The sequence below is a fragment of the uncultured Eudoraea sp. genome, assembly GCF_947260015.1.
Taxonomy (GTDB): domain Bacteria; phylum Bacteroidota; class Bacteroidia; order Flavobacteriales; family Flavobacteriaceae; genus Eudoraea.
Genome location: NZ_CAMYOM010000026.1, coordinates 32465 through 45215 on the forward strand (window position 1 = coordinate 32465; position 12751 = coordinate 45215).

Annotated in this window: 15 protein-coding genes; 3 read left to right on the forward strand and 12 right to left on the reverse strand. The window is 36.8% G+C overall.

Annotated features, from left to right (window positions below):
* Window positions 1-3: 3 nt before the first annotated feature.
* Window positions 4-1695 carry a M23 family metallopeptidase gene (locus Q0X66_RS11180; protein ID WP_297706355.1) on the reverse strand — a complete coding sequence of 564 codons (1692 nt, stop codon included), beginning with the start codon at window positions 1693-1695 and terminating at the stop codon, window positions 4-6.
* 209 nt (window positions 1696-1904) lie between these two features.
* On the opposite strand from Q0X66_RS11180, the gene Q0X66_RS11185 reads away from it, so the two are divergent.
* The 3 genes from Q0X66_RS11185 to rny all read left to right on the forward strand — a co-directional run bounded on the left by Q0X66_RS11185 (window position 1905) and on the right by rny (window position 4388).
* Complete coding sequence (locus tag Q0X66_RS11185) at window positions 1905-2195, forward strand: hypothetical protein (protein WP_297706357.1); 291 nt, start codon at window positions 1905-1907, stop codon at window positions 2193-2195.
* A 14-nt stretch (window positions 2196-2209) separates the two neighbouring features.
* Window positions 2210-2506 carry a cell division protein ZapA gene (locus Q0X66_RS11190; protein WP_297706359.1) on the forward strand — a complete coding sequence of 99 codons (297 nt, stop codon included), beginning with the start codon at window positions 2210-2212 and terminating at the stop codon, window positions 2504-2506.
* Window positions 2507-2819: 313 nt separating this feature from the next.
* The gene (gene rny / locus Q0X66_RS11195) at window positions 2820-4388 is read left to right on the forward strand and encodes a ribonuclease Y (protein ID WP_297706361.1); all 1569 of its coding nucleotides are present in this window, start codon (window positions 2820-2822) and stop codon (window positions 4386-4388) included.
* 101 nt (window positions 4389-4489) lie between these two features.
* Here rny and Q0X66_RS11200 read toward each other — a convergent pair whose 3' ends face one another.
* The 11 genes from Q0X66_RS11200 to Q0X66_RS11250 all read right to left on the reverse strand — a co-directional run.
* Window positions 4490-5773, reverse strand: a complete 1284-nt coding sequence (locus tag Q0X66_RS11200) for a DUF3570 domain-containing protein (protein ID WP_297706396.1) — start codon at window positions 5771-5773, stop codon at window positions 4490-4492.
* An 83-nt stretch (window positions 5774-5856) separates the two neighbouring features.
* The gene (locus tag Q0X66_RS11205) at window positions 5857-6069 is read right to left on the reverse strand and encodes a DUF4266 domain-containing protein (protein ID WP_297706363.1); all 213 of its coding nucleotides are present in this window, start codon (window positions 6067-6069) and stop codon (window positions 5857-5859) included.
* Window positions 6066-7052 carry an FAD:protein FMN transferase gene (locus tag Q0X66_RS11210; protein ID WP_297706365.1) on the reverse strand — a complete coding sequence of 329 codons (987 nt, stop codon included), beginning with the start codon at window positions 7050-7052 and terminating at the stop codon, window positions 6066-6068. The genes Q0X66_RS11205 and Q0X66_RS11210 overlap by 4 nt, the downstream gene beginning before the upstream one ends.
* Window positions 7053-7490 carry a thioredoxin family protein gene (locus Q0X66_RS11215; protein WP_297706367.1) on the reverse strand — a complete coding sequence of 146 codons (438 nt, stop codon included), beginning with the start codon at window positions 7488-7490 and terminating at the stop codon, window positions 7053-7055.
* 144 nt (window positions 7491-7634) lie between these two features.
* A complete protein-coding gene (locus Q0X66_RS11220; RefSeq protein WP_297706369.1) occupies window positions 7635-8210 on the reverse strand; it encodes a cysteine hydrolase family protein in 576 nt (191 codons plus the stop codon).
* Between the two features lies 1 nt (window position 8211).
* Window positions 8212-9087 (reverse strand): ATP-binding cassette domain-containing protein, encoded by an 876-nt coding sequence (locus Q0X66_RS11225; RefSeq protein ID WP_297706372.1) that lies wholly within the window; start codon window positions 9085-9087, stop codon window positions 8212-8214.
* Window positions 9084-9755 carry a molybdate ABC transporter permease subunit gene (gene modB, locus Q0X66_RS11230; protein WP_297706398.1) on the reverse strand — a complete coding sequence of 224 codons (672 nt, stop codon included), beginning with the start codon at window positions 9753-9755 and terminating at the stop codon, window positions 9084-9086. The genes Q0X66_RS11225 and modB overlap by 4 nt, the downstream gene beginning before the upstream one ends.
* A complete protein-coding gene (locus tag Q0X66_RS11235; RefSeq protein WP_297706374.1) occupies window positions 9755-10156 on the reverse strand; it encodes a TOBE domain-containing protein in 402 nt (133 codons plus the stop codon). Before Q0X66_RS11235 ends, modB begins: the two co-directional genes overlap by 1 nt.
* On the reverse strand, window positions 10149-10964 hold the full coding sequence (modA, locus tag Q0X66_RS11240; RefSeq protein WP_297706376.1) for a molybdate ABC transporter substrate-binding protein: 816 nt from the start codon (window positions 10962-10964) through the stop codon (window positions 10149-10151). Before modA ends, Q0X66_RS11235 begins: the two co-directional genes overlap by 8 nt.
* On the reverse strand, window positions 10945-11709 hold the full coding sequence (locus tag Q0X66_RS11245; protein WP_297706378.1) for an SOS response-associated peptidase: 765 nt from the start codon (window positions 11707-11709) through the stop codon (window positions 10945-10947). The genes modA and Q0X66_RS11245 overlap by 20 nt, the downstream gene beginning before the upstream one ends.
* Before the next feature lie 133 nt (window positions 11710-11842).
* Window positions 11843-12751, reverse strand: a 909-nt coding sequence (locus Q0X66_RS11250; RefSeq protein ID WP_297706380.1) for a TIGR00366 family protein, incomplete at its 5' end; no start/stop codon positions are given.

Consider the following 12751-nt stretch of genomic DNA (forward strand, 5'->3'; position numbering starts at 1 on the left):
AGTTTATTTTCTGTAAAAACTACTGGTAAAGGTATTTGAATTCCCTACGTTATCTGTAACGATTACTTTAAGCTCACATTGCGTTTGATTTAGAATTTTGTCATCAAAATTATAGGTAAGTGTTTTTGTTTTGGGTTCGTATTCCATTAATATCCATTCGCCATTTAATGTGGCAGAATAAGTGTCAATGCCACTTAGATCATCAGAAATCGTAAGACTGAGATAACGGTAGTTATTTAACCATTGCTTTTCCTTAAAGTTCTTAGAACGTATTTTTGGTTGAATTGTATCCTTCGCCAGGGTATAAGTACCAAGGCTTCTGGTTCTGGTAGTAAAGGTTGTCCCTCTTTTAAAAGTGGTCATATAATTAGCCTTCTTTTTTCTGTCGAGACGAGCTATGAACATTTTCTTTCGCTGCTGTGGAGGATATTTAGTTACATCAAAAGTAATTGTAAAGTTTTTGTGTGCCGGGATCCTATTGTTGTGAATCACAACTGTATCCTTACCTTTTTGGAGGTCCATATAAAAATTATTATAAAAGGTATTTGCCGGAAAATAGACTTTTGCTGCACTTAGGTCATAATTATTAGGTTGTTTAGATATAATAAAATAATCTGTCTTCAATTCATTCTTAATAGCAAGTGGCTGCTGTCTTTTTCCTTCAACAGGAATAACTAGTTTTACCAGATTATCATGCAGATCCTTTATTAGGATTTCCACTTTGTAGTAAAGTCCTTCTGCAACAGCAATTTTTCCTTCATTATATAGTTGATTATATATTTCAAGTCGATTTCCCGGTGCAATAAAGCAGCGTTGTATGCGCTGGTGATATTTCCCAAAATGGTCGTAATCTATCAGAGTATTGATATATCGGGTTTCTTTAAATGAGAACGATTCAAAATTAAAATCGGTGTAAATTTTTCCATTCACTAATTGTTGAATAGAATAGATTCCATTCTTATTGGCCGCGAGATCTTGCCTGTCATAGGTGTTTACACCAAAACCAATTGTTCCGGAGGCGTAGACTTTATCTGCCAGGTAAGATCCATCCTTTTGTTTGTTGAATTTAATTTGAATCTTCTTACTGCTTCTATTTACCTGCGCGTCTTTAGACAATGGATAAGCAAATAAACTAACAAGCGTTGGATTGGTGGCATCGCGCACCTCTAAACCATAAAGAAGTGGGTTAGTTGGTTTTTCAGAAATACTACTTCTTATTTCAAAATGCAAATGAGGCCCCGAAGACCCTCCTGTGTTTCCGCTATAGGCTATAAGCTGATCTTTTAAGACCTTAATGTCGCCATAATCGGGAAATATTTCAACTTCATATGACTTTTTCTCATATTGAACCCTTTTAATAAAGGATTCAATTTCCGGCGAAAATTTTTGAAGATGTCCATATACCGAGGTATAACCATTGGGATGGGCGATGTATATAACTTTCCCATATCCCCAAAGTCCTATTTTTATTCTTGTTACCGTACCATTACCTATCGCATACACGGGCAATCCCTGTCGCTGTTGGGTTTTAATGTCAATACCAGAATGAAAATGATTTGATCGTAATTCACCAAATGTACCTGCGAGTACTAACGGGATATCCAAAGGAGGCCTGAAAGTGTTTAGGGGGTACTTTTCCTGACCCAAACCAGTAAGAACGGTAAGAAGAAGTAGGCTTAATATAAGTATTCTCATAGCTGCTAAGTTGATGCGAATTTAATTAATACGAGTTAAACTTGGAAAAAAGGTCTGTTAACAACCATAATTTTCTTTAATATTTATTTCAATTTGTGGAATAGTCCTATTTCTTGGATTTAAAGTGTTACTTCAGGAATAATTGCAAAAACTATTGCGAAGTCGTTTGAGGTGTGTTAACTTTGTGTAAAACGTATTGTAATTTGCATATGAGCGAATTGGTTGAAATCGTTGATTCCTTAGAGAATAAAATTAGCAAGCTCCTACACAAAATAGAATTGCTAAATCAGTCTAAAATAAAATTGGAGCAGGAAATTGTTACTCTTAAAAATGAGGATGAGACAATAAGGAATACCATTTTGGAATGGGAAGAAAGATATAATTCTCTTAAGCTTGCAAATTCAATGCTGGGCAGTGATAATAATAAAACTGAAGCAAAGCTCAAAATAAATACATTAGTTAGAGAGTTGGATTATTGTATAGCTCAACTTGCTGAGTAGTGTTAATAAGAAATATGGGAGAGAAGCTGAAAATAAAGCTCTCTATCGCAGATAGGGTATATCCTTTGACCATTGACCCGAGTCAGGAAGAAGGACTAAGAAAGGCTGCAAAGAATATAGAACAGCTTGCCAAGAAATTTGAGCAAAATTATGCCGTTAGGGACAAACAAGATGTCTTGGCCATGTGTGCCTTGCAGTTTGCCTCCAAGATTGAACAAAGAGGCATAGATAATACAGAGGATACCAAAGAAGTTAAAGAACGCCTAAGGGCGTTGGATCAGCTGGTAAACTCTAAGCTTAGTATAAAATAAGTTCTTTAACATAATACAAAGTTACTGCCCACATTGGTATTTAATTTTTGACGAACTCAACACTAATTTGGATCAATTTGTTAGCCCTAAACCTGTTTATAGGAGTTTGTACAGAACTTCACCAATGTGGGTTTTTTATTTAAATTGGTTTTATGAATCATTTTGAGACCTGATCTCGATTTGTTTTTTACCCGTTGGGGATTAACAATAATAGTTTTAAAGTCAAATTACTTAGTGATTGCTCGCATTATTTTCAAGCGCTGCATTCATACTTTAACTAGGGGCAGGAAAGTATTAATTATTAAAATAGGTTATGGATATTACAACAATTGCAATAGCAGCTTTAGTTGGTTTGGTAATAGGATTAGTTGTAGCAAAAGTCTTAGAGAAGGGTAAGGCATCAAAGACCGTTGCTAATGCAAAAAAAGAAGCGAATTCTATCCTAAAAACAGCCAATATAGAAGGCGAGAATATTAAAAAAGATAAGATTTTTCAGGCTAAGGAGAAGTTTTTAGAATTAAAAGCAGAACACGAGAAAGTAATCATAAACAAAAACAAAAAGATTGCCGAATCTGAAAAACGAACAAGGGATAAAGAATCACAGATAAGCGGAGAATTGGCTAAGAACAGAAAGCTAAATGAACAACTTGAAATTAGACTTAAAGATCTCGAGCACAAATCTGAACTTTACGATAAAAAGCAATCTGAACTTGAAAAACTTCATAAAAGACAGGTTCAACAGTTAGAGGTCATTTCCGGCTTATCGGCAGAAGATGCAAAAAGCCAGCTCCTTGAATCTTTAAAGGAAACAGCCAAAACAGATGCAATGGCTTATTTGCAGACCACAATGGAGGATGCTAAGCTTACAGCGCAGCAGGAAGCCAAGAAAATCGTCATAAACACAATTCAGCGCATTGGTACTGAAGAAGCTGTTGAAAACTGTGTATCTGTATTCAACCTTGAATCTGATGATGTTAAAGGTCGTATTATTGGAAGGGAAGGACGAAATATCAGGGCACTTGAAGCTGCAACAGGAGTAGAAATAATTGTTGATGATACCCCGGAGGCTATTATACTATCTTGCTTTGATTCTGTTAGAAGAGAAGTAGCCCGATTGTCTTTACATAAACTTGTTACGGATGGCAGAATTCATCCGGCCAGGATTGAGGAGATTGTGCGAAAAACTGAAAAGCAAATAGAACAAGAAATTGTTGAGGTTGGAAAACGCACTGTTATTGATTTGGGCATTCATGGATTGCATCCGGAATTGATTAAAGCCGTAGGTAGGATGAAATATAGATCTTCATACGGACAGAACTTATTACAACACTCAAGAGAAGTAGCAAAACTTTGTGGGGTAATGTCGGCAGAATTAGGGTTGAATCCAAAAATAGCCAAGCGAGCAGGTTTATTACATGATATAGGTAAAGTGCCAAATACCGAGGTAGAAGTGGAAACACCTCATGCAATTTTAGGGATGCAATGGGCCGAGAAATTTGGGGAAAAACCGGATGTCTGCAACGCCATTGGAGCCCACCATGATGAAATAGAAATGAAAACCTTAATATCACCAATCGTACAAGTATGTGATGCTATTAGTGGTGCCCGTCCCGGAGCAAGAAGACAGGTGCTGGATTCCTATATTCAAAGACTAAAAGACCTTGAAGATATCGCCTTTGCTTTTGGAGGTGTACAAAAAGCTTATGCCATTCAGGCCGGAAGGGAATTGAGGGTTATTGTTGAAAGTGAAAAAGTAAGTGATGAGAAAGCTGCACAGCTTTCATTTGAAATCTCTCAGAAAGTTCAGACCGATATGACCTACCCTGGCCAGGTAAAAGTTACAGTAATACGTGAAACACGTTCGGTCAATGTGGCCAAATAAAGAGCCATCTATACAAATTTAAAAACGAGCTTTAAGCTCGTTTTTTTTCATATATACTGGGTTGTCTTAACAAAGGACATTCAAATATAACGGCAATCGTTTTAATCAACTACAAATTTAAAACCGGCGGTAATAATTCCTGCGCTTAAACCTGTATTCCTTTTGTAATAATTATATTTTAAATCAATACTCTTCAAACCTAATTTCAATTTATGTTGTTTCATAATTATGTTGGTATAACTAATACCGAAACCATATTGATTTGCATTGTAATCAGACAAATCATAATCTGAAGTGTAGAATTGCGAGCTTGAAAGATGTTCATTATATGGCGCAAAATAATCTGCGGCCTTTTGGTTGTAAAAGCGATATGAAGGATATAAAGTGAATTTTTCCGCAATTTTTACGGGAACTTCAATACTTAGTGTATTTGAATTTATGCCCCAATCATCAAAATAATATCTATAATATGATCGTACAACCAGATATTCATTGATAAAAAAGTTAAGTCGGCCCCCCAGTGCTACTTTAAACCTGGAATACGGCAAGCGTTCAATATCATCCGCGAGATGAAAATTATCAATAAAAGAATCTGCAACATCACTAAAGTAAACCCGCTGAAAAGGTGTGGAAAGCAAGCCTTGCTGCAATACTAAATCGGCTAAAAAAGTTCCTTGTATGTTTTTGGAAAGGATTTGCGACAAACCAACGCCAAAAGAATAGGAATTTCTATTCTCATCCGTTAAAACAGTAAAAGACGGATTGTAATCAGGATTTCCTGTAATGGTATTTTCTATAAATAAAAAATCATTCAATCCCCTGCCACCCGGGGCAAAGGGTCGAAGTTCATAGGGGTAGATGAGCGTCCATTTATCTAGAAATACATTACCCCTAAACCCAAGTTCGGTATTTTTCTCATTGAATAATCTTGTATAGCTACCCCCAAAACCCAGAGAGGTGTAATCGTATTCTGTGGAATATGAAAGATTTGCGGTCCATATGGAATTCCTATCCTCTGAACTATGGCTGTAATTTCCTGAAATATTATACCAGGTATCATCCCTGGAGGCGCCCGAGGCAGCTATAAAAGGATCTGCAAAACCTTTGTCAAACGGGTTTATGTTACTAGATGAGGCAGAGGTGTATGCCGAAATACCGGCATCCACTGTTAGTACGTCATCATCACTTAAAGGAATTGCAATTACCAATGTTCCGGTAATATCTGTTAACTCTTCAGTGCCAAGTCCACCTGTTACAGCCGCATTTTGGCCATCCTGACTATAGTAACTAGCTAAAATGTCTATTTCAGCGGTTTCCAAAACCCTCTTTTTATAATCTCCGTCACTTTGGCCCGGATTCTGAGCATGGCAAATACCAAAGACCATGAAGAGACCAATAAAAAGTATGAGTTTATGAAATGACATAGTTTTTCTAAAAAAAGGGGAGTTTAATTCTGCTCATCGTCAGATTAATTGCATCCACAACCGCCACCAGTTTTACCTCCATTTGCACCAACTGCAGCTTCCCGATAAGAATGAAATATGGTTATGTTTCTGTCTGATAACTTTTCCGATAGTACCATATCAGGATCATTGATATTTACTTTTTCGTATCCCTTTACTGCAACACAACTATTTAAAGCTAAAGGGATACATGCTACTAAAACAATTTTTTTAATCATATCCTGTCTATTTCTATATTATCGGAAGTAAATACTTTCCCACTTTCGTCAATAATTATGCACTCTACCTGAGGTAACTGATTAATTCGGTTTAATCCTGTTTCTTTACCCATTACAAATACAGATGTTGCAAGCGCATCTGCCAATTCTGCTTTTGGAGCAAATACAGTTACGCTCAAAATACCGGTAGCGGGATAACCTGTTCTAGGGTCAATAATATGCGCGTATCGAATACCGTTAAATCGCACAAATTTCTCATAATTGCCGGAAGTAACTACAGCACCATTCGAAATTGGCAAAACGGCAGCCGCTTTGGTTTTATTTAGTGGATTCGTAATAGCCACGGTCCATTCATTACCATTAGGCTGTCTGCCCCATGTATTCATGTCTCCCGATGCATTAATAATACCTGCCTTAACGTTGTTTTTAACCAATAAGGCTTTTGCCTTATCTGCCGCATATCCCTTCCCTATGGCTCCGAATCCAATTTTCATTCCTTTTTCTTTAAGGAAAACCGTTTTATTCCCGGAATCCAGAATTATTTTTTGGAATCCCACCTTATCAACGGATGACTTTATTTCTTCGTTTGAAGGCATTTTTTTCATACTACCATCAAATCTCCAGATTTTGTCCATAGACGCATAACTTATATCAAATGCGCCATCAGTTAATCCTGAAAGACCTATAGCCCTTTCAATTAAGTTGTATAATTCTGCACTTACTTTAACCGCCTTAATTCCGGCATTCAAGTTGATTTCAGATGTCTCGGAATTAGGGTCCCAGGAAGAAATGAGCTTTTCAATTCTTGAAATCTCTTTTACTGCAAGGTCTATTACGCTATTGGCTTCAGTTGAATCCTTTACGACCACAGTAATTTGAAAACCACTGCCCATTAATTTTAGGTTTCTATGAAAGGATTGCTGTGCCATTAAAGGAACAGTACTTAAAAGTAGAATGAAAATGATGCTAATTTGTTTTGCCATTTACCCGGAAAAAGATTCTAAAAGACTGATATATTCTTTAACGGTTATTTTCTTATAACCAGTTTGTCCCAAAACCTTCCCATCTTTATCAAGGACAACAACTAATGGAAAGTATCCATTTTTATTATAAGTTTCCGCTAGCTGTTCATTTTTTTCCTGCTGTTCGGCCGTGAGCATATTTTGTTTTTTACGCGGAAAATCTGCCAATACCATAACAAAATGGTCTGAAGAATAATTTTTGAATTCTTCAGAGCTCCAAATCTGTTGATCAAGTTTTATGCAAGGTGCACACCAATCTGAGCCTTGAAAAACTAAAATTATCGGTTTATTTCCAGCTTTAGCCATTTCTTTGGCATAGTTGAAATCTGTCTGCCATTCCTGAGCCCAAATTGTCGCCGAACCAATAAATAGTATCAGAAAGAAGGTTCTTATTTTCATATGATAGATTAACGCTTTTTTTTAAGATTTCGTATCCTGTTTTTGATAGGGACCACCTACTTTTATTAGGATTTTAAGATAATCGCGATTCATGTGGTTAGTTACATAATTACACAGGGTGGCTGGGTATAGATACTGCCAAATTTAAAGTATCTCTTTGAAGCTTTTCAAAAGATCATCGCTGGCTATTACAGTAGCGAATTCATTATGTAAACTGGCTAATTCAACTTCATGAATCATTTCTGCTTTGTATTTTGTTCCATCGGCACCTACTTTATCAAAAGTAGCCGTTGCGTCAGCAACTAAAAATGTATCATATCCCAAATTCCCTGCCATTCTTGTACTACTCGACACACAGTGATCTGTAGTAAGTCCAACTATCACAATTTTTTTTATTGCAAGTTCGTCTAATTGTTGTTTTAAATTTGTACCAATAAAAGCACTGTTCACCTCTTTCTCTATAATTGTTTCGCTCGCCAATGGCTCTACAATAACCTTGAATTCGTTCCCTGGCTGGCCCTTAGCAAGCGGGGAATTCGGATTGGTTGAGTTATGTTTAATATGAAATATGGGAAGCTTATGATTTCTCCAGAATTCGAGGATTCTTCTTGCATTTGATTCAGCTTGAAGATTATTTCTATGGCCTCCGTAGTAGTCAATATCATCTAACCCTTTCTGAATATCGATAAGAAGTAATGCCGGTTTACTATCAGAATTCATATTATTCAATTTTATAGAGAATTGGATTAAAGGCTTTAGAGGCAACTATTACTTTATCACCAATGCCCAGGGATTGTACCTCAGATTTATCGGCAACTACTTTAACCACATTGTTTTGAATAAGAACCGAAACAATAACGACAACATCCTGGGGTTCTATCTTCAAAACTTCCCCGACAAATTTAAATTTACCGCTGACTTTTTTGTTGGAAAAGATATCATTTGGAATACCTTTTCTGGCAATTTTTCCCTGTTCAAGTACAAAAACCCGATCAGAAAGTTTGATAATCTCGCCTATATCATGACTTACCAATAAAGTAGTCAGACCATATTCATTATGAATTCTTGTAATGTAATCCTGGAGTTTCAATCGAATTTTATAGTCCAGGGCGGCAAGTGGCTCGTCCAATAAAAGAATATTTGGTTTGCGAACCAGAGCTCTGGCCAGGGCAACCCTTTGTTGCTGACCCCCTGAAAGTGTTTGTGGTTTTCTAAGTTGCAGATCACCAAGTTCCATCATTTCTATAAGATCTGTGATCACTTTTTTATGCTGTCCTTTTTTAGATGCGAACTCCAGATTTTGTAGTACCGTCATATTTGGAAATAAGGCATAATCCTGAAAAACATATCCTATATTCCTATTTTGGGGAGACAAATAACTCCTATTTTTGGTGTCTACCCAATTGTCATTTTCTACAGTTATAATACCCTTATCTGGCTTTAATAAGCCGGCAAGGATTCTTAAAGTAGAGGTTTTTCCGGCACCGGATTCACCATAAAGAGTAACCAATTCCCCTTTTTTAATTTCACATTTTATGCGAAGGTTCATTTGTCCGTCAGAGGCACTTAAAGTTTTATGAATATCAATTTTAATCATTTCCAAAAGCGCTTTAGATACCCACCGTTTATTAAATAAACCATAAGCAGGATACAAAATGTAATGATAAACAATACTGTAGCATAGAAATTAGCGGCACCATAATTCATCGCTTCAACTTCCTCATATATTGCTATTGACGCAACTTTGGTCTTTCCGGGAATACTACCGCCTATCATCAGTACAACTCCAAATTCACCTACGGTATGTGCAAAAGCAAGCACAATGCCGGTTAATAAGGAAGCTTTGCAATTGGGTAGCAGTACCTTGAATAAAGTGGTCCATTTTGATTTTCCCATCACCTGGGAAGCTTCCGTGAGTGAATGAGGTAGAATGCTAAGACCCGATTGTATGGGATGAACCATAAAAGGCAGGCTATAGATTATGGAGGCAAGGACAAGTCCACCAAATGAGAACACCAGTTTAAGGCCCAGCCATTCATCTATCCAATTCCCAAATGCGTTTCCCGGACTGAAGGCTACGAGGAAATAAAATCCCAGTACAGTTGGAGGCAAAACCAAAGGCATGCTAATAAGAGTTTCGATAAAGGGTTTGGATCTGGATTTTGTATTTACTAACCAGTATGCCAATGGTATGGAAATAGCTAATAAAATTACCGTAGTAACAACAGCAAGTTTTAAGGTAATAAAAAGTGGATCCCAATTCATCATTCAGAGAGCATAATTTCATTAGTTTTAACCATAGCACATACGGTTAATTCTTCTTCTAAACTAAGCTGATCCAAGGCATTGGTAGTAATAATGGAACTTATGTCACCCGCCGGGGTATTGATCATGATATTGCTTAATAATAAACCACGTTCAATAGTTCTTATTACCCCTCTAACTTGATTTTGAAGGCTTATTAAATGCTTTATGTCCCTGCCGATAATAACTTCTGTTTCCTTAAATAAAACCTTAACCAAATGACCTGGAGTTAAATAGGAAGCCGTTTCCGGAGTTTCTATGACGATGGCCTTAAATAGTATTTGATCAGAAAGCGCTACAGTTACAAGCGACAAATTACCGTTTACCTGCACTTCTTTGATATGACCCTCTAAACTATTCATCTACCGAATATCCGAAATCTTTTAATATAATCTTCGCCTCTTTGGAGAAAAGAAATTTATAAAATTTATACGCCTGCGAATTATTTCTATTGGGTTGATTTATTACGACTACACCCTGTGAAATTGGAGTATAGCTTGAATCATTTATAAAAACCCAATACCCCTCACCCTTCATTTCAGGTGAAAGTACCACTGATTGGGCCGTAAATCCTATTTCAGCCGATTTCGAATATATAAATTGATTGGTTTGGGCAACACTTTCACCATATACCAATTTATTCTCAAGACCATATAAAAGCCCATTTTTTTCCAGTACTTCAAGAGCTGCCTGTCCATAGGGTGCTGTTTTAGGATTTGCGAGTGCTATATGTTTAATGTCAGAATCATTTAAGTTTTCTATAGATATCGGCAGTCCGTCAACCATTGTCCAGAGCACTAATTTTCCATAGGCATAGATCTCAGGGGCTGCTGTGGTTAGGCCTTTCTTATAAAGATCCGAAGGGTATTTCATATCAGCCGAGACAAAAATATCAAAGGGTGCGCCTTCAATAATTTGAGCGGTATGCTTACCAGAAGAACCTATGATCAATTCACAGCTTATACCAGTCTTTTCAGTAAATTTTTCTATAATTGACTCCAATGCGTATTGGGTATTAGCCGCAGCCGCAATCGTAATTTTAGAAGGTTCATTTACCCCGGTACAGGCATAAACAAGAGCTATTAAAGCAATTCCTATTAGGTTAAAAACTATTTTTTTTTCAATCTGTAATTTGTTATATAGAAGGACTTTAAAATTCCAATTCGGCATAGGCAACTTCTTTTGTAATTTCTCTTATATTACCCGGATAATCTTTCCCCCTTAACCGGCTTACTGTGTGAGCTTTTAGTTCATCTTCCGGATATGATTGTATCAATTCCTGAATAGTTCTTTTATCCAAATCGTCCTCGATATGCTCCAGCCATTTATCTGCCAGTTCATCTGGCAAAATTAAAGGCATTCGGGGTCCAGCTGCCTTTGGATTATTATGGATCCTGGACATCATAGCATTGCCTACCGTTGTCACTATAGAAAAGGTATTGATCAATTCCCCAGTTTCTGTATCTACCCATTCACTCCAGAGTCCGGCCAGCGGCAAAGGTTCATTATCCTTCCTGCTCACATAAAATGGATAGGTTTTGCCGGCATAATGATGATGTTCATAAAAGCCGTCTACATAAATAATACATCTTTTATTTTTGGCTGAATTTCGGAAGGAGGGCTTCTCAAAAATGGTTTCTCCTCTTGCGTTAAGAGTATTGTTCCACAGTTTTTTTAATTGTGACTTATCTTTTACCCAAAACGGAACAAGACCCCAGGTTGCAAGAGTTGGTTCATATGGAGAACGATCCGAATAAATAAATAATTTTGGGTGATTAAAACCCGATACATGATAAAGCGGCAGGTCCGATAAGGGCGCCAGTTTTTCAATGATCTCCTCAATGGCCTTCTCGTTTCCGTAATGTCTGGCCCTTTTTAACTGGGCTTCCAGACTTGCCTTGATATCGTAACACATATCTCAATTTTTAGATCATGAGGAAGAATTAAATTTAAGAAATTTTGTTCAATAATTGATTGTTGAAAAAATTAGGTTAACTACTGAATTAGTCAAAACCAGTAAAGACAAGATAAAGGTTTGATTTACAACTTTATAAAGGCATCCAAACCAGTAGTGCCGACTGAATGATAAAAAATAAAATAAATGGAATTACGAAGAACCCCATAATATCTCTTGCCTGCAATTTGGTTCCGGCTGCCATTACAGGAAAAATTATAAGTAAATAGAAAGGTTGAAGGGCATTACTCAGGCTTTCTCCATAAGCTATGGCCATTGATGCTCTGGCAATCATGGACGTAACTTCAGATTCACTCAACCCTGCACCCAGTTCCTTTACTACATTAATAATGCTCGGACCTATTACAGCAAATTCTCCACCTGCGGATGGGATGGCAAAATTCACCAAACCACCGGAAACATAGGCTAAAAAAGGATAGTTGGTCATGGTGGCAATTGATGATTGAATTTCTCCAATTTTATCACCCAAACCCGTTGAAAACATAATTCCCATAATACCGGCATAAAATGGAAATTGGAAAAGAATTCCAGAAATATTGCTACTCGAACGTTTCATGGATATGCTATAACGAAGCGGGGTCTTATGCAGAAATAGGCCAATCATCAAAAACATAAATATGATGATATTAAAATTCAGATCAAACCCATTTGTGTAGAAGTAGTGGCCAATATAAATGAAACCAAAAAGTGCAATGGTCATTTGTAAATAGGCGCTATTATTCAAAATGTCGGAGAGGGCCCTAAAAGGAAGCTGATATGATTCTGCTTCTGCTTTTACTGAAGTTTCTTTTTCTGAATTATCCAGGATCAAAAGATCAGATAATTCTTTTTGCTTGTTGTTTTTTGGAATCAAAATGAGGAATAACAACGGACCTACCACAATAAAAAGCACAATCATGGCCAGATTGACCGCAGAACCTAGAGTATAGGAAGTTGGAATCAATTCTGAAAGAATTCCAGCTTCTATTAAAAAATTATTCTC